Here is a 15,862-nt window from a genome sequence, read left to right as displayed (position 1 = left end):
CGACGAGCGCATCGTCATCTTCAACACCGGCGCGGGGTTGAAATACGTCGATTTGGTCCGGACGGAGCTGCCCGAATTCGAACCGGCGGAGCCGCCCGCGGCGCTGCGCGCGTAGGATGACGAGGCACCCTGCGGCGGGTCGCACGCCGCGCCGCCGGCCGCACGCCGCCCGGGGACCCCGCGGCGCCGGGGGCTCATGGCGCGACGTCGCGCGCGCCGCCGCGTCCCTGGTCGTCGTGCGCGGCGTGCTGGACGATCCGGCGGGACAGGCGTGGCGGGACCTGGTGGGCGCCCTTGCCCGTGAGGCGCCCGACGCCGAGCGGGCCGCGGCCGCGTATGCCCGGTTGTTCACGCTGCTGGCCGCCGAGGCCGAGCTCGCCTCCGGGCCGCTGGTCGGCGACGTCTGGCAGACGCACCTGATTGGACGGCTTCTCGACGACGACAACCCGTTCAGCCACAAGGCCGAACGCGCGCCGTGGGGCGCGCTCGGCCCGGCCCTCGTGCTGCAGGTGCGGACCGATCTCGCCGCGCTGGCCGTCTGCCACGGCCGGGGCGGTGCGCCGCTCTTCGACGCGGCGGCCCGGCTGATCGGCCGTCCGGCCGTGGCCTGGGATGCGTTCCGGCCGCTCGACGGCGCCGGGCTGCCGCCGGCGCGCATGCGCATGATGCGCCGCGTCCACGCCGCGCGCGACTGGCCGGCGCTCGCGCGCGATCTGGCGGCGTATTTCGCCTCCGAAGGCGTCGGGCTGTTCGGCCGGTACCGGACGTTCCGGTGGGTGCGTGACGCCGGGTTCCCCGGCGGGGGACTCGAAGGCGTCGCGGCCGCCGACCCGGTGCGCCTGGCGGACCTCGTGGACTACGAGCTGGAGCGCGAGCCGGTGATCGACAACACGCGGCAGTTCGTGGCGGGCGGCCCCGCGAACAACGTGCTGCTGTACGGCGATCGGGGCACCGGCAAGTCGTCGACGATCAAAGCGCTCGCCAACGAATACGCCGGCGCCGGGCTGCGGTTGATCGAAGTCGCGAAGGACCATCTGGCCGACTATCCGCACATCCTCGCGCCGCTGCGCGGCCGGCGCGAGCGGTTCATCCTGTTCATCGACGACCTGTCGTTCGACGAGCACGAGACCCAGTACAAGGCGCTGAAGGCCGTGCTCGAGGGCGGGGTGGAGGCGCGTCCGGAGAACGTCGTGCTGTACGCGACCAGCAACCGCCGCCGCCTCGTCGCCGAACGCTTCTCCGACCGGCAGCGCGCCTCGCTCGAGGACGAAGTGAATCCGCAGGAGGCCGCCGAGGAAAAGCTGTCGCTCGCGGACCGCTTCGGGATTCACGTGCCGTTCCTCGTGCCGGATCAGGACCGCTATCTTCGGATCGTGGACGGGCTGGCGACGCGGTACGCCCTCGAGGTCTCCCGCGAGGAGCTGCACCGGCGCGCGCTCACCTGGGCGCAGTGGCACAACGGCCGCTCGTGCCGCGCCGCCCGTCAGTTCGTCGACGCCCTGCGGGGCGAGGCGGTGGTCCGGGCTACTGAAGCAGCGTCAGGAGGATCGCGATCGTCAGCGGACTCGCGAGCGTCGTCACGACCACGGCGCCGCTGACGAGCGCCGGCGCGACGCCGAATTCCGACGCCCAGATCGCCGCCGTCACGGCGGTGGGCAGGCTCGACTGCAGGATGCTGGTCTGGCGCGCGACGCCCTCGAGACCGACCCACGGCGCGGTCACCCACGCCAGCACCGGGGCCAGGACGAGGCGCATGACGGTCGCCGCCGTGATCACCGGCCACTCCCCGTCGGGCCGCACCTGCGCCAGTTGGAGCCCGATCAGCAGCAACATCACCGCTACGGCGCCGTTCGCGAGCAGCTCCGCCGCCTTGGCGATCGGCGCCGGCGGCACGACGCCGACGGCGTCCAGCAGCAGCCCGACCGCGACGGCGTAGGTGATCGGGAGACGCGCCAGGGCCAGAAGCGCGCGGCGCGCGCCCGATTCCACCTGCGCGGCCAGGTATGCCGCGAGCATGTTGGTCACCACCGCCTGTACCGCGAAGAACGCGAGCGCGGCGGCCAGCCCCCGCTGCCCCCACGCGAAGAGCGCGAGCGGGAGGCCGGCGTTGCCGGCGTTGCTGAAGAGCGTCGCGAGCAAGAGCGCCGTCCGGCGCGTGCGGTCCCAGCCGAAGGCGAGCGCGGCGCCGACGGCGACGACCCCGATGACCACCAGCTGAATCACGATGTAGGCCGCCATCCGGGCGAGCACGGTGTGATCGCGGGTGGCGGTGGTCACCGCGTAGAACGCGATCGCCGGCGCGAGGACGGCAACCGAGAGCGACGTGAGCGGCTGCGCTTCGACGAGGCGGCCGCGGCCGAGCGCGTAGCCCGCGGCGCCGATGAGGAGTACCGGCCCGATGACGTCGCTGAAGACCGCGAGCAGCGCGGTCAGGTCCGGATCACCTGGACCAGCTCGATGAGAGTTCCCGCGCTCCGAGGCTCCAGAAAGACCCCGAGCGCGCCGCCCGCATCCCGCCGCGGCCGGGGCTCGAGCGTCCGCAGGCCGGCCGCCGCGAGTTCGCCGATGGCGGCGTGGAGATCGGCGACCTCGAAGGCGATGTGGTGGGGGCCTTCGCCGCGGTCGCGGAGGGCCGCCGCCCACATCGTTCCCTCCGAGACCGGCTGGATCAAGTGCAGGAGCGTCTCACCGGCGCCGAGCAGCGCCACCTTCGCCTCGCCGCGGTACTCTTCGACGCCCAGCACCTCGAGATCGAGGCCGGCGCGGTACGTCTCCGCGGCCGCGTCGGCGTCGCGGACGATGATGCCCAGGTGATGGATGCGCAGAATCGCCGGCATTCGTTCATGCCGGTTCGTCCATGCACCCGCGTCTCCTGCCCTGTGCCCCGCCGGCGGCGGGGCCGGAGCAAAGAGGAAGCGCCGCGGCGAGGTGTCGAAGTGCGGAACCCCAGCGTCCCCGCGCGTGGTGGCCCGCGCTCCGCTCCTCGACGCGTTCTGATGGGAGGGATCCAATGGCCGGATACGCGATCGTCGATTCAGAGAAGATCAACTCGGACGTGACCTACGAGCCGCCGCTTGTCATCGCGTTCGGCGTGGACAAGCACAGCGTCGGCTCTCGCACGATCACGATGGGGCGGACGCGCATCCCCCCCGGAGGCCGGAATCAGGCGCACCATCACACGTGCGAGGCGTCGTTCTTTATCCGGAAGGGACGGCTCCGGCTGTACATGGGTGACGACCGGCGGGAATTCATCGTCACGGAAAATCAGTTCGTCTACATTCCGGCCGGCGTCGTGCACGGGCTGCAGAACCTGAGCGACACGGAAACCGCGGAACTGGTCTTCACTTACGGCAATTGTCCGAGCAAGGACGACGCGGGCACGGTCTTCGTGGAGCAGCCCTGGAACGTCACTGCCGAGGCCGGTGCGGCCTCCGTCGCGGACGCGGCCGATCGGCCACGGCGGGGTGACGACGCGAACGCCGCCGGCGCGCCGCGGACGGCGCGGTAGCCGGTCCGGGCGGAGGGGGAGCATGCCGTTTCACAAGTGGGACGCGCTGCCCAGCGAAGTCATTTCGCCGGACTATTCGACGGCGACCGGCGGGACCGTGACCGGCGCGATCATCGAAGTAGGCCGCTACCGCATGGCCGGCGGGACGGGGGCCGACCCCCACAGGCATCCCAACGAGCAGATCATCTACGTGCTGCAGGGGAGGCTCCGCGCGCGGGTCGGCGGCGAGGAGCGTGTCGTCGAGGCCGGCGAGGTGATCCACGTACCGCCCAACGTCGTGCACGAGATCCGCGCGCTCGAGGACAGCATGTTCCTCAGCAGTAAGAACCTCGTGGACGGGAAGGGCAGCAAGGGCTGGTCGGCCGCGGCGCCGGTGCGGTCCTGATACCGGCGGTCCGCCAGGCGGTCCGGTAGAGGAGGCGGGAACGGTGCCGTTTTTCCGATTCGACGCGCTTCCGCCCGAGTACGTCACGCCCAAGTATTCCAAGGCCTTCGGTCCCCTCGTCGCCGGCGGACAGATCGAAGTCGGGCGTCTGCGCTTCGGCAAGGGCGAGGGCGCCGTGCAGCACGCGCACCCTCAGGAGCAGATCATGGTCGTGCTGCGAGGACGGCTCCGCGCGACGGTCGACGGCGCGACCGAGGAACTCGGCCCCGGGGAGGGATTTCTCGTGTCCCCCAATGTGCCCCACCAGGTCACCGCGGTCGAAGACACGGAAGTGCTGAGCTGCAAGGGACTCGTGGACGGCCGCGGACACAAGATATGAACTGGGGGGGCACGGCGCGGCGGTGAGCGGTTCGGCGGGGGAAGGCGGGATGATCGTCGAATGGGACGCGGGCATCCGCATGGATGACGGCGTCGTCGTGCGGGCCGACATTTTCCGGCCGGACGGCGACGGGCGTCATCCCGTGCTGCTGACGTACGGGCCGTATGCCAAGGGCCTGCCGTTTCAGCAAGGGTACCCCGACCAATGGAACCGCCTCGTCGAGCAGCACCCCGACGTGCTCCACGGCTCCTCCGGACGCTACCAGAGCTGGGAGACGCCCGATCCCGAAAAGTGGGTGCCGGACGGCTACGTCTGCGTGCGCGTCGACTCGCGCGGCGCCGGACGCTCGCCCGGGTTCCTCGATCCGTTCTCGCCGCGCGAGACCCGCGACCTCTACGACTGCATCGAGTGGGCCGGGGCGCAGCCGTGGAGCAACGGCCGCGTCGGCCTCGCGGGGATCTCGTACTATGCGATCAACCAGTGGCACGCGGCCGCGCTGCAGCCGCCGCATCTCGCCGCGATCTGTCCCTGGGAAGGCGCGGCGGACTGGTATCGCGACATGACGCGCCACGGCGGGATCCTCTGCGATTTCTGGGGCAACTGGATGAAGAAGCAGGTGGTGACGGTCCAGCACGGCGTGGGCGACCGCGGTCCGGTCAATCCCAACACCGGAGAACCGGTCGCCGGTGCGGACACGCTGTCCGACGGACAACGCGCGGCGAACCGCGTCGATCTGCGCGGCGCCGCCCTCGCCCGGCCGCTCGACGGGGCGTATTATCGGGAGCGCTCTCCCGATTGGTCGCGCGTGACCGTGCCGCTGCTCTCCGCGGCGAACTGGGGCGGCCAGGGGCTGCATCCCCGCGGCAACTTCGAGGGGTTCCTGCGGGCCGCTTCCGCCCGGAAGTGGCTCGAAGTGCACGGGCTGGAGCACTGGACGCACTTCTACACCGATTACGGCCGGACGCTGCAGCGGCGGTTCTTCGATTGTTATCTCAAGGGCGTCCGAAACGGCTGGGAAGACCAGCCGCGCGTGCTGTTGCAGATCCGGCACCCCGACCGGTTTGAGCAGCGGGCGGAGGACGCCTGGCCGATTCCACGGACGCAGTGGACGCCCTGGTACTTGGACGCGCGCGCGCGGACGCTGTCCGCGCGACCGGTCGAGCCGGCCGCCAGCGCGATCTACGACGCGCTCGGGCCGGGGATCGTCTTCTCGACCCCGCCGTTCCCGGACGCGACCGAGATCACCGGCCCGGCGGCGGCCCGCCTGTTTCTGTCGTCGAGCACGACCGACGCGGATGTCTTTCTCGTGCTGCAGGCGTTCGACGCGGCGGGCCGGGAGATCGACTTTCAGGGCGCGCTCGATCCGCACACGCCGATCGGCAACGGATGGCTCCGCGCGTCGCATCGCCAGCTCGATCCCGACCTGTCGACACCGTGGCGGCCCTACCATGCGCACGACCGCGCCGAGCCGCTCACGCCCGGCCGGGTCTACCAACTGGACGTGGAGATCTGGCCGACCTCGATCGTCGTCCCGGCGGGCGGCCGTCTCTCGCTCGCGATCCTCGGCCGCGACTTCGAGCGGCCGGGGCCCAGCCTCGAGATGCAGTCGTTCGTGACGCCCTTCCGCGGATCCGGACCCTTCGTGCACACGGATCCCGACGATCGGCCGGCCGCGGTCTTCGGCGGCCAAAACACCGTGCATACCGGAGGATCCAACGCCGCCTTTGTAGTGCTGCCGGTGATCCCGCATTGACGCCGGTCGCCGGCTGAACACGCGGCCGGCCACATTGGGGGTGGGGCGGATGCGCAGGCGGACGTTGCTCGCGTCGGCGGTGGGAGCGCTCACGGCCAATGCCATCGACCGCATGATGCCGGGGCGATGGGGTTCGGGGTCGGGCTCGGTTGCATTCGCCCAGGTGAGTCCCGGCGGTCCGCAAGGACGCTGGATCCCACCGTTGGCGCCGGTTCCCCAGCCGACAGAAGAGCTGGCCGGCGCCGCCGCAAACGGGAAGCTGTACGCGACGCAGGGCCTGCTGCCCGGCTTTAGGCCGGCGGGCCTGGTCTACGAGTACGATCCGGCGGTCAACACGTGGACCAAGAAACAACCGATGGCCCACGCGACCCATCACGCGGCGGTCGCCGTCTTCAACAACAGGATCTACGTCTTCGGCGGCTTCGTCCTGCCGCAGTCCGGGCCCCCCGGCTGGGTGGCCGTCAACGACGCCTGGGAATACGAGCCGGCCTCCGACGCGTGGCGGCGGCGGGCGCCGATGCCGACGGCGCGCGGGGCCGCGGGCGCCGCGGTCGTCAACGGCCGGATCTACGTCGTCGGCGGGGCGGGGCCGCTGCCGAATTCGCGCGATCAGGCGATCCGCCCGGGCGGGCCGCAGCAGTCGCTCGGCACGGTGGAAGAATACGATCCGGTGGCCAACCGGTGGCGGCCGCGCCGCCCGATGCCGACGGCGCGCAATCACCTGGCGGTCGAGGGCGCCGGCGGCAGAGTCTACGCGATCGGAGGCCGGCTCGGCGGCGCGTTCATCATCGCGATGCCCGGCAACGTCGACCTCACGCAGGAGTACGATCCGGTGACGGACGTGTGGCTCACCAAGGCGGCCATGCCCACCGCGCGCAGCGGAGTCAGCTCCGCCGCGCTCGGCGGCTTCATCTACGTCGCGGGCGGGGAATTGCGGACGTACGAGTACCTCGCCGCGTACCGGGCCTTCGAGGCGTACGATCCGGCCGGAGACGTCTGGTACCGGCTGCCGCCGATGCCGATCCCGCGGCACGAGGCGGCGATGGCGGCGCTCGGCAACCGCATCCACGTGATCGGCGGCGACGTCCAGTCCGCGATCGTGCCGCCGCCGGCCGGCGTTAATTTTGTGGCGGCGCAGCACGATGCGTTCGAGGTGGCCGCCTGACCTCCGCCGAATGACATGGACCTCGGGGGAGGGCCGGGAGGCCACGCCCGCAGATGACGGTGCAGGAGGCGAGTTCGGCTGTGACGCCGCGCCGCGCCGTCGCCCGGCGGGGATGGGGCAGCCGGGCGCTCGGATCGTACGAGTCGGCGATTTACGCGGCGCTGTTCCTCGTCGTCGTCGTGGTGTCGCTCGCGGCGCCGCGATTCCTGTCGTCCGACAACCTCTTTGAAGTCGCGCGCAACTTCTCGTTCATCGCCGCGGCGGGCGTCGGCGAGGCGATCGTGATTATCGCGGGCGGCGGCGGGATCGATCTTTCCGTGGGATCCGTCATGGGGCTCGGCGGCGTCGCGACCACCAAGCTCCTCGGGCTCAACATGGGGCTCGTGCCCGCGATCGTCCTGGGCGTCGGGGCCGGCTGGGCGTGCGGGGCGGTGAACGGGTTCCTTGTGACCAAGGCCCGGATGACCCCGCTCATCCCGACGCTCGGCATGCTGTCGATCGCCCACGGTCTCGCGCTCGTCATCACGCAGGGCTACCCGCTGTCGTCGCTCGGCCCCGCCGGATCGGCGTTCGTGGCGCTGGGCGCCGGATACCTCGGCCCGGTGCCCAATCCGGTGGTGTACATGGCCGTGGTGGTGTTCATGGGCTGGTTCGTCCTCACGCATACGCCGTTTGGCTACAATCTCTACGCCGTCGGCGGCAGCGACGAGGCGAGCCACCTCAGCGGGATCCGCGTCGCCCGAGTGCGCCTCGCGGCCTATATGATCAGCGGGGCGCTGGCGGCCCTGACGGGCATCCTGCTGGCCGCCCGGCTCTCCGTCGGGGATGCCACCACGGGACAGGGCGAGGAACTCAACGTGATCGCCGCCGCGGTCATCGGGGGCGTGAGCCTCCTCGGCGGCCAGGGTTCCGTGCTCGGCCTGTTCGCAGGAGCCGCGCTGATCGGCGTGCTCCTGAACGCGATGGTGCTGATCGGCGTCCCGGCGTTCTGGCAGGAGGTGGTGATTGGGACCACGATCATCGTCGCGGTGCTCCTGGACCGGCTGCGGATCCGGCTGAGCCGCGACTAGCCCGGCCGGCACCGGGGATCACAGACGACGTACCGAACACACTCATCACACGCACGATGACAGAAGAGGAGGGGTGAATATGTGCAGGTGGCGGGTTTCTGGGGCGGCCGTCCTGGCCGTCCTGCTGGCGGGCTCGTTGGTGCTCGGCACATCCCCGGCCCGCGGCGCGAAGCGCCTGGTGTTCGCGGTCGTGCCGAAGGCGATCAACAACCCGTTCTACAACGAGGTCCGGCGGGGATGTGAAGATGAAGCCAGGAAGCTCGGCGTGACGTGCGATTTTACGGGGCCGACGGTCACCGAGATCCAGCCGCAGATGCAGGTGTTGGAGAGTCTGGTCCAGCGGCACGTGGACGGAATGGCGATCGCCCCGGTCGACGGCAAGGCGGCGGTGCCGCTCATCGACAGCGCCATGGGCAAGGGGATCGCGGTCGTGACGTTCGATTCCGACGCGGCGCCGGGATCGAAGCGCCTGGCGTTCATCGGGACCGACAACTACGCCGGCGGCGTCGCCCTCGGGAAGCAGTTCGCGCGGGCCCTGCCCGGCGGCGGCAAGTACGTGATCATCACGGGCGGACTTGGCGCGGAGAACCTCAACGAGCGGATCAAGGGAGTCCACGACGGCCTCAAACAGGCCGGCGTCGCCGCGAAGTTCATCGAACAGTCCGGATCGCCGTTCCCGTGCAACGATGACGTCAACCGGGCGGTGCAGCTCATCGAGCAGGCCATCATCGCGCACCCGGATCTGGCCGGGGTCGTGCCGGTCGGGGGGTGGCCGCTGTTCGCGCCCGAGGCGTTCAAGCAGGCGCTGAAGCCGAAGACGGCGGCGATGGCCGCGGGGAAGTTCGCGATCGTCTCCTTCGACACGCTGCAGCAGGAGCTGCAGCTGCTGAAGGCCGGCTACGTGAGCGCGCTCGTCGGCCAGCGGCCCTACGAGATGGGCGCGGACAGCATCCTTGCCCTCAACAACTATGTCACGAAGAAGGTCAAGCCGCAGGATCCTTGGCACACCGGTCTCGACGTGGTGACGAAGGTCAACGTCGCCCAGTTCCTCAAGTAGTCGCATGACGCCGCCTGTCGTGGAGCTGCGGGCCATCGAGAAACATTTTGGCGCGATCCACGCGCTCCGCGGGGTCGACCTTGAGCTGTGGCCCGGGGAAGTGCTGGGGCTGGTCGGCGACAACGCCGCCGGCAAGTCGACGTTGATGAAGATCCTGTCCGGCGCGATCCCCCCGGACGCCGGCCACATCGTGTTCCGGGGCGCGCCGGTTCGTTTCGATTCGCCCGCCGACGCCCGGTTGCGTGGAATCGAGATGGTCTACCAGGACTTCGCGTTGTGCAACAATCTCGACATCGCGCAGAACGTCTTCCTGGGACGGTGGCCGCTGCGCGGCCGCTTCCTGGTCGACCGCCGGGCCATGCAGCGCTCCGCGGAGGCGATGCTGGCCCGGCTGCGCATCGACGTGCCGTCGGTCGCGCTGCAGGTGCGCCATCTGTCGGGCGGGCGGCGCCAGAGCGTGGCGATCGCGCGCGCCCTGTCGTTCGATCCCGCCGTCCTGATCCTCGACGAGCCCACCGCGAACCTCTCGCCCGGCGCGACCCACGAGGTGCTGGCGTTGGTGGCGGACCTCAAGCGGCACAACGTCGGCGTGATCCTGATCAGCCACCGACTGCAGGAAGTCTTCGCGATCGGCGACCGCGTCGCGGTGCTCAAGCAGGGACGCCACGTCGGCACGCGGCGGGTCCGCGACTCGACCGAGGACGAGATCCTTGAACTGATCGTCACCGGAGGCCGTGCCGCCGCGGCCGAGCCGGGCGGCGCGTCGTCATGAACACGGGCGATGGATCCCGCGACGCGCGTACGCCTGGGTAGGTCCGCCCTCCAGGTCACGCGTCTCGGCCTGGGCACCGCCCCGCTGGGGGGCCTGTTCGCCTCCGTCGGCGACGCGGACGCATCGGCCGTCCTCGCGCGCGCCTACGCCGAAGGCCTTCGGCTGTTCGATACCGCGCCGCTGTACGGCAGCGGTCTGGCCGAGCGCAGAGTCGGATCGGCGCTGCGGGAGCGCCCGCGGGATGAGTTCGTGCTCGCGACGAAGGTGGGGCGTCTTCTTCGCGCCGGCGCGCCGCCCGACCGGACGCAGTTTCGCGACGGCCGGCCCCTGTATCAGGGCGCCCTCCCGTTCAATCCCGTCTTTGACTTCTCGTACGACGGCGTGCTCCGCTCCATGGACGAAAGCCTCGAGCGGCTCGGGCTCGGGCGAATCGACATCCTGCACATTCATGATCCGGACGACCACTACGATGAGGCGCGCGCCGGCGCGTATGCGGCGCTGGCCCGGCTGCGCGGCGAGGGGGTGATCGGGGCTGTCGGCGTGGGCATGAACGGGACCGCCGTGCTGCTGCGCTTCGCGCGGGAGACCGACGTCGACTGCTTCCTCGTGGCGGGGCGGTACACGCTGCTGGATCAGAGCGCGCTGCCGGACCTGCTGCCCGTGTGTCTGGCCCGGGGCATCGCCGTCATCGCGGGCGGCGTGTTCAACAGCGGCATCCTGGCGGCGCCCGCGCCGGACGCCCCGTTCGACTACGGCCCGGCCGCTCCCGAGGTGATCGCCAAAGCGCGGCGGCTCGAGGCGCTGTGCGCCGAGCACGGCGTGCCGCTGGCCGCGGCGGCGCTCCAGTTTCCGTTCGGCCATCCGGCCGTCACCGCGGTGGTGGTCGGGTGCCGGTCCGAGCACGAACTGGCGGACAACGTGCGCATGTTTCGCCGTCCCATACCCGCGTCGCTGTGGGACGGTCTCCGCCGGGCACGTCTGCTCCCGGACGATGTCCCGGTGCCGCCCGAAGCCGCCTGAGACCCCAGCCTGCGGTGATCGACGCCCATCAGCATTTCTGGGATCCGTCCACGGCGGACTACCCGTGGATGACGGGCGACTTCGCGGCCGTCCGGCGCCGCTTCGGCCCCGAAGATCTGCGTCCGCTGCTGGCGGAATGCGGTGTGGACCGCACCATCCTCGTGCAGACCCGCGCGAGCCTCGAGGAGTCGCGCGAGTTCCTGGCCATCGCGTGCCGGACGGACTTCATCGCCGGTGTCGTGGCCTGGGTGGACTTGAGCGCGTCCGACGTGGCGGGGCAACTCGAGATGCTCCGGTCGTCGGCCGGGGGAAGGCGGCTCGTCGGGGTCCGCCACCAGGTGCACGATGAGGCAGACCCCGAGTGGCTGCTGCGCCCCGGCCTTCGCCTGATCGTGGATCATCTCGCCAAGCCGCCGCTGCGGACGGGGGCACTCGGAGAATGGGCGGCCGCGCTCGCTCCGCTCGCCGCGTACGGCAATGTCTGGTGCAAGCTCTCCGGGCTGATCGCCGAGGCGGACTGGCGCCGGTGGCGCCCCGATGACCTGACCGGGTGCGTACGGGAGGCGCTGGCGTGGTTCGGGGCGGACCGGCTCATGTTCGGCTCGGATTGGCCGGTGTGTCTGCTGGCCGGGACGTACGCCGAGGTGCTCGACGCGGCGCGCCATGCCCTGGGCGATCTGCCGGGCGCGGCGCGGGAGAAAATCTTCGGCGCCAATGCCGCGGCGGCGTATCGGCTCCGGCCGTACGGACGGCCCGCATGACCGGGCCCCGGCGTTCCGGCGGCGCCGGAGGGTGTGCGACAGCCCAAAACGAAGTTCCGTGCGACCGGGTCGACGTCCGATGGGTGCGTCTGCGTCGGCCGATCACGATCGCTCGACGGGGGGACGGTAACGTGCTGCGACGTTCCGCGGCGCTGGTCTGCGCAATCGCATGTACCCTCGTCGCCGGCGCGGTGGGGCGGGCGGCCCCCATGCCGACCACGGTGACGCTGATCACCGTCACCAACATGCTCCACACGCCCGAATTCGTGGCGGTCGAGAAGGGGTTCTTTCTCAAGCACGGGATCAACGTGAAGTTTATCCACACCCAGACGGGCGCCGAGGCCAATGCCGCCATGGAATCGGGCGCCGCGCAGTTCACGGACACCGGCGTGACGTCGGTCCAGGCGGCGCGCGAGGCCGGGCTCAAGGTGTTCATGGCCGTGCCGGTCCTGAACGACGCCACCACCGAGTACGGCGACAGTCCGCTGGCCGTCGTCGCCCGGGCGGACAGCGGGATCAAGCCCGAGGACGCGCGGAGCTTCGCCGGCAAGAAGGTCGGGCTGGTCCGGGGCGGCACGGCGGACGTGTGGCTGACGACGTGGCTGACGAAGCAGGGCGTCGATCCGAAGCAGGTCGGCTACTTGAACGTCGAGCCGGGATCCCAGCTCGTCACGATCCAGAACAAGAACGTCGATGCCATCGCCACGTGGGAGCCCTTCCAGACGGTGATCCTCGAGACCATGGGGCCGCAGGCCGTGCTGATCAAGCGCGGGGGCCCGATCCTGGGCTACATCCTCGGCGTCGGGACCACCGAGGCGTACGCGCAGAGCCACGCGGCGATCGTCCAGGACGTCGCCGACGCGATCGCCGAGACCTCGTTCTGGATCCGCACCCATCCCGGGGACGCCGCCCAGGTGGTGACGCACTGGATTCCCGGGCTCGACGCGAAAGTGGCCGCGGATGCCATCAAGCACATCCCCTTCGATCCGCGGGTCAGCGGCTGCACGGTCAAGGCGTTTGCCGCGGCGACGCAGCTGCTCTACGAGCAGCACAAGATCAAGGCACTCATGCCCGCCGACCAGCAGCTGACCGACCGTTTCGCGAAGCAGACCCAGGCGCTGTACCCGGGGCTGTTCCGCGACCTCAAGCCGATCCCGGCGTCGTGCGGCCGCTAGGGGCGCCTCGTCCGAGGTGATCCTGCCGGCGCACGGCGCGCAGGCTGGCGCCGCACCGGCGGCGGTCAAGATCCGGGTCGCCGGCCTTCGCCATCAGTATCGGAGCAACGACGGCCGCCAGGTGCCGGCGCTCGACCACGTGTCGTTCGAGGTGGCGGAAGGCGAGCTGGTGACGGTCGTCGGCCCGAGCGGGTGCGGCAAGTCGACGCTCATCCACATTATCGCGGGGTTGATCCGGCCCGCCGCCGGCGACCTGTTCGTCGACGGCCGGCGCGTTCGCGGCCCCGGGAGCGACCGGGGCGTGGTGTTCCAGGAACTCGCGATCCTGCCCTGGCGCACGGTCCGGCGCAACATCGGGCACGGCCTCGAGATCGCCGGCGTCCCGGGGCCGGCACGGGAGACGATCGTCGCCCGCTACATCGACCTCGTGGGACTGCGCGGGTTCGAAGACCGCTACCCGCACGAGCTGTCCGGCGGCATGAAGCAGCGTGTGGCGGTGGCGCGGACGCTGGCCCCCGATCCCAACGTCATCCTCATGGACGAGCCGTTCGCCGCCGTGGATGCCCAAACACGGATCACGCTTCAAGAAGAATTGCTCCGGATCTCCGTCGTCACGAAGAAGACGATCCTGTTCGTCACGCACAGCGTCGATGAGGCGGTGTTCCTCGGCGACCGCGTGATGGTCCTGACGCGCCGCCCCGGGACGGTCAAGGAGTCGGTGACGGTCCCGCTGCCGCGCGGCGCGCGGTCCTGGGACGTCGTCAACCGCGACGGCCGGTTCCTGGAGGTCCGCGACCACGTGCTGCAGTCCGTGAGGACCGAAGTCACGAGTCCGGAGGCGGCGCAGGCCGCGAGACGCCCCGGAGCGCAATGAAAGCGAAGCCGACTGCGCCGGTGCTCGGGCCGGTACCGACGGGTCTCGACGTACGATCGACGCCGTGGTGGCCCGCGGCGCTCGACGCGGCCCGCCGGACGGTGGCGCCCTTCCTCCTGCTCCTCGCCGTGTGGTGGGCCGCCGCGATCGTCCTGCACCCCGGCCCCGCGGTCCTGCCCTCGCCGGCCGCCACGGCGCGGGCGGCCGGGCCGCTGCTGGCGGAAGGGATCCTGCCGGATTATGCGGCGGCGAGTCTCAAGCGGATCGCGGTCGGCGGAGGACTCGCCGTCCTGCTCGGCGTCCCCGTCGGCCTCGTGCTCGGTTCGAACCGCACGCTCGCCATCACCTTCACGCCCTTCCTGAAATTCTTCCAGTCGCTCTCCGGGATCGCCTGGCTGCCGATGGTGGTCGTGTGGTTCGGGTTCACCGAGAAGACGATCCAGGCGGTCATTCTCTATACCGCCTTCTTTCCGATCGTCTTCAACACCATGACCGGACTCCGGACGGTCCCGGCCCACCTTGCCGACGCCCTCCGCACCATGGGCGCCGGCCGGCGGCGGCTGATCACGGACGTCTGGCTTCCCGGCGCGCTTCCGAGCATCATCGTCGGCGTCCGGCTCGGCGTCGCGTACGGGTGGCGCGCGCTCATCGCGGGCGAGATGGTGGCCGGCGTCGGAGGCATCGGCTTTCTCTTGTTTCAGTCACGGGATTTTCAACAGACCGCCCGCATCATCGACGGCATGATCGTGATCGGGCTCCTCTGGATCTTTCTCGACGCGGGGTTCCTCCGGCCGCTCGAACGCTGTACCATCGAGCGCTGGGGGATGGTGCAGCGGTGAAACGGGTCGAGTCCGCCCTGGGCGCGCTGCCGTTCCTCGCGCTGGTGGCGGCGTGGTGGCTGGCGTCGCACTCCGGCCGGTTCAGCGCCGGGGCGCTGCCGCGGCCCGAGAGCGTGCTCGGCGCGGCGCGGACGCTCCTGTCCGACGGAACGCTCGCGGCCGACATCCTGGCCAGTCTCGCCCGGCTCGCGCTGGGCGCCACCGTGAGCATCGTCCTCGCGGTCGGTCTCGGCATCCTGGCCGGACTCAACCGGGTGCTCGGCGATCTGCTCCTTCCGCTTGCCGCGTTCTTCAGCGCGGTGAGCGGCATCGCGTGGATCCCGCTCGCGATCATGTGGTTCGGGCTCGGGACGGTCGCCGTGACCTTCGTGATCTGGAATTCGATCTTCTTTCTCGTCTTCTTCAACACCGTGCTCGGCATCCGGTCGGTGCCGCGGATCATGGAGCAGGCGATCCGGACGCTCGGCGGCGGGCCCCGCGTGCTCATCCTGCAGGTCTTCCTGCCGGGGGCGCTGCCCTACATCGTCGCGGGCATCCGCAGCGGGTTGGGCTTCGGGTGGCGGGCGCTGGTCGCGGCCGAGTTGATCGCGGCGACGAGCGGGCTCGGGTTCCTGATCTTCGATGCGAGCCACTACTTCCGGACCGACGAGATCCTGGCGGGGATCGCCACCATCGGCATCCTGTGGGTCGTCATGGACAACGTGATCCTGATGCCGCTCGAGCGCCGCACCGTGAAGCGCTGGGGCACGGTGGTCGAGCCGTGAAGGGGCTCGCCATCCGCCTCCTGGTGCCGGCGATCGTGGCGGCGCTCGCGCTGGAAGCCGGGCCGCTCTACGGCGCCCTCACGGCGGAGGGCCGGCTCAGCCCCGCGCTCCGGCAGGCGCTGCGGCAGAACCAACCGCTGTATTCGGTCGCGGTGGAGTTTCCGTTCCAGCCGGAATTCTTTCACATCAACAGGCTGCAGCAGATCGGCACCGTGGCCGGCGTGGAAGGCCACCGCATCCGCGTGCTCCAGTTGACCGCGGCGCAGGTGCGGGAGATTGCGGGCTTCTACTGGGTGAAGAAGGTCGACACGCTCGAGAGCCGGCCCTAGCGGAGGCGACG

At 70.7% G+C, this 15,862-nt stretch carries 18 protein-coding genes; 16 read left to right on the top strand and 2 right to left on the bottom strand.

Features of this window, described 5'->3' with window-relative positions; genetic code table 11:
- Positions 1 to 116 precede the first annotated feature (116 nt).
- Positions 117 to 1,598, top strand: a complete 1,482-nt coding sequence (locus VGZ23_14275) for an ATP-binding protein (protein ID HEV2358756.1) — start codon at positions 117 to 119, stop codon at positions 1,596 to 1,598.
- Here VGZ23_14275 and VGZ23_14270 read toward each other — a convergent pair.
- Positions 1,525 to 2,277 carry an AEC family transporter gene (locus VGZ23_14270; GenBank protein HEV2358755.1) on the bottom strand — a complete coding sequence of 251 codons (753 nt, stop codon included), beginning with the start codon at positions 2,275 to 2,277 and terminating at the stop codon, positions 1,525 to 1,527. The two genes, VGZ23_14275 and VGZ23_14270, sit on opposite strands and share 74 nt — an antisense overlap.
- A 152-nt stretch (positions 2,278 to 2,429) precedes the next feature.
- Complete coding sequence (locus VGZ23_14265) at positions 2,430 to 2,837, bottom strand: VOC family protein (protein ID HEV2358754.1); 408 nt, start codon at positions 2,835 to 2,837, stop codon at positions 2,430 to 2,432.
- Between the two features lie 173 nt (positions 2,838 to 3,010).
- Between VGZ23_14265 and VGZ23_14260 the strand changes: the two genes are divergently transcribed.
- The 15 genes from VGZ23_14260 (at position 3,011) to VGZ23_14190 (ending at position 15,851) form a co-directional block, all read left to right on the top strand.
- Entirely contained in the window at positions 3,011 to 3,508 is a 498-nt protein-coding gene (locus VGZ23_14260; GenBank protein ID HEV2358753.1) for a cupin domain-containing protein, read from the top strand.
- A gap of 22 nt (positions 3,509 to 3,530) precedes the next feature.
- Positions 3,531 to 3,893 carry a cupin domain-containing protein gene (locus VGZ23_14255; GenBank protein HEV2358752.1) on the top strand — a complete coding sequence of 121 codons (363 nt, stop codon included), beginning with the start codon at positions 3,531 to 3,533 and terminating at the stop codon, positions 3,891 to 3,893.
- Between the two features lie 43 nt (positions 3,894 to 3,936).
- Positions 3,937 to 4,272, top strand: coding sequence for a cupin domain-containing protein (locus VGZ23_14250; protein HEV2358751.1), 336 nt, complete (start codon positions 3,937 to 3,939; stop codon positions 4,270 to 4,272).
- A gap of 49 nt (positions 4,273 to 4,321) precedes the next feature.
- On the top strand, positions 4,322 to 6,025 hold the full coding sequence (locus tag VGZ23_14245; protein ID HEV2358750.1) for a CocE/NonD family hydrolase: 1,704 nt from the start codon (positions 4,322 to 4,324) through the stop codon (positions 6,023 to 6,025).
- 49 nt (positions 6,026 to 6,074) lie between these two features.
- The gene (locus VGZ23_14240; protein ID HEV2358749.1) at positions 6,075 to 7,190 is read left to right on the top strand and encodes a kelch repeat-containing protein; all 1,116 of its coding nucleotides are present in this window, start codon (positions 6,075 to 6,077) and stop codon (positions 7,188 to 7,190) included.
- A 53-nt stretch (positions 7,191 to 7,243) separates the two neighbouring features.
- Positions 7,244 to 8,260, top strand: a complete 1,017-nt coding sequence (locus VGZ23_14235; GenBank protein HEV2358748.1) for an ABC transporter permease — start codon at positions 7,244 to 7,246, stop codon at positions 8,258 to 8,260.
- A gap of 79 nt (positions 8,261 to 8,339) precedes the next feature.
- Positions 8,340 to 9,317 (top strand): sugar-binding protein, encoded by a 978-nt coding sequence (locus VGZ23_14230; protein HEV2358747.1) that lies wholly within the window; start codon positions 8,340 to 8,342, stop codon positions 9,315 to 9,317.
- A 4-nt stretch (positions 9,318 to 9,321) separates the two neighbouring features.
- Positions 9,322 to 10,089 carry an ATP-binding cassette domain-containing protein gene (locus VGZ23_14225; GenBank protein ID HEV2358746.1) on the top strand — a complete coding sequence of 256 codons (768 nt, stop codon included), beginning with the start codon at positions 9,322 to 9,324 and terminating at the stop codon, positions 10,087 to 10,089.
- A gap of 9 nt (positions 10,090 to 10,098) precedes the next feature.
- Positions 10,099 to 11,109, top strand: coding sequence for an aldo/keto reductase (locus VGZ23_14220; protein HEV2358745.1), 1,011 nt, complete (start codon positions 10,099 to 10,101; stop codon positions 11,107 to 11,109).
- Positions 11,110 to 11,123: 14 nt separating this feature from the next.
- The gene (locus VGZ23_14215; GenBank protein HEV2358744.1) at positions 11,124 to 11,870 is read left to right on the top strand and encodes an amidohydrolase family protein; all 747 of its coding nucleotides are present in this window, start codon (positions 11,124 to 11,126) and stop codon (positions 11,868 to 11,870) included.
- 131 nt (positions 11,871 to 12,001) lie between these two features.
- Positions 12,002 to 13,045, top strand: a complete 1,044-nt coding sequence (locus tag VGZ23_14210) for an ABC transporter substrate-binding protein (GenBank protein HEV2358743.1) — start codon at positions 12,002 to 12,004, stop codon at positions 13,043 to 13,045.
- 121 nt (positions 13,046 to 13,166) lie between these two features.
- Positions 13,167 to 13,919: an ABC transporter ATP-binding protein gene (locus VGZ23_14205; protein ID HEV2358742.1), complete on the top strand. Its 753-nt coding sequence runs from the start codon at positions 13,167 to 13,169 to the stop codon at positions 13,917 to 13,919.
- Positions 13,916 to 14,758, top strand: a complete 843-nt coding sequence (locus VGZ23_14200) for an ABC transporter permease (GenBank protein ID HEV2358741.1) — start codon at positions 13,916 to 13,918, stop codon at positions 14,756 to 14,758. The genes VGZ23_14205 and VGZ23_14200 overlap by 4 nt, the downstream gene beginning before the upstream one ends.
- Positions 14,755 to 15,522, top strand: coding sequence for an ABC transporter permease (locus VGZ23_14195; GenBank protein HEV2358740.1), 768 nt, complete (start codon positions 14,755 to 14,757; stop codon positions 15,520 to 15,522). Before VGZ23_14200 ends, VGZ23_14195 begins: the two co-directional genes overlap by 4 nt.
- Positions 15,519 to 15,851 carry a hypothetical protein gene (locus tag VGZ23_14190; protein HEV2358739.1) on the top strand — a complete coding sequence of 111 codons (333 nt, stop codon included), beginning with the start codon at positions 15,519 to 15,521 and terminating at the stop codon, positions 15,849 to 15,851. The genes VGZ23_14195 and VGZ23_14190 overlap by 4 nt, the downstream gene beginning before the upstream one ends.
- The last annotated feature ends 11 nt before the right edge of the window (positions 15,852 to 15,862 follow it).

The organism is bacterium (assembly GCA_035945995.1).
Taxonomy (GTDB): Bacteria; Sysuimicrobiota; Sysuimicrobiia; order Sysuimicrobiales; family Segetimicrobiaceae; genus DASSJF01.
This window is presented reverse-complemented; position numbering and strand designations above follow the sequence as displayed.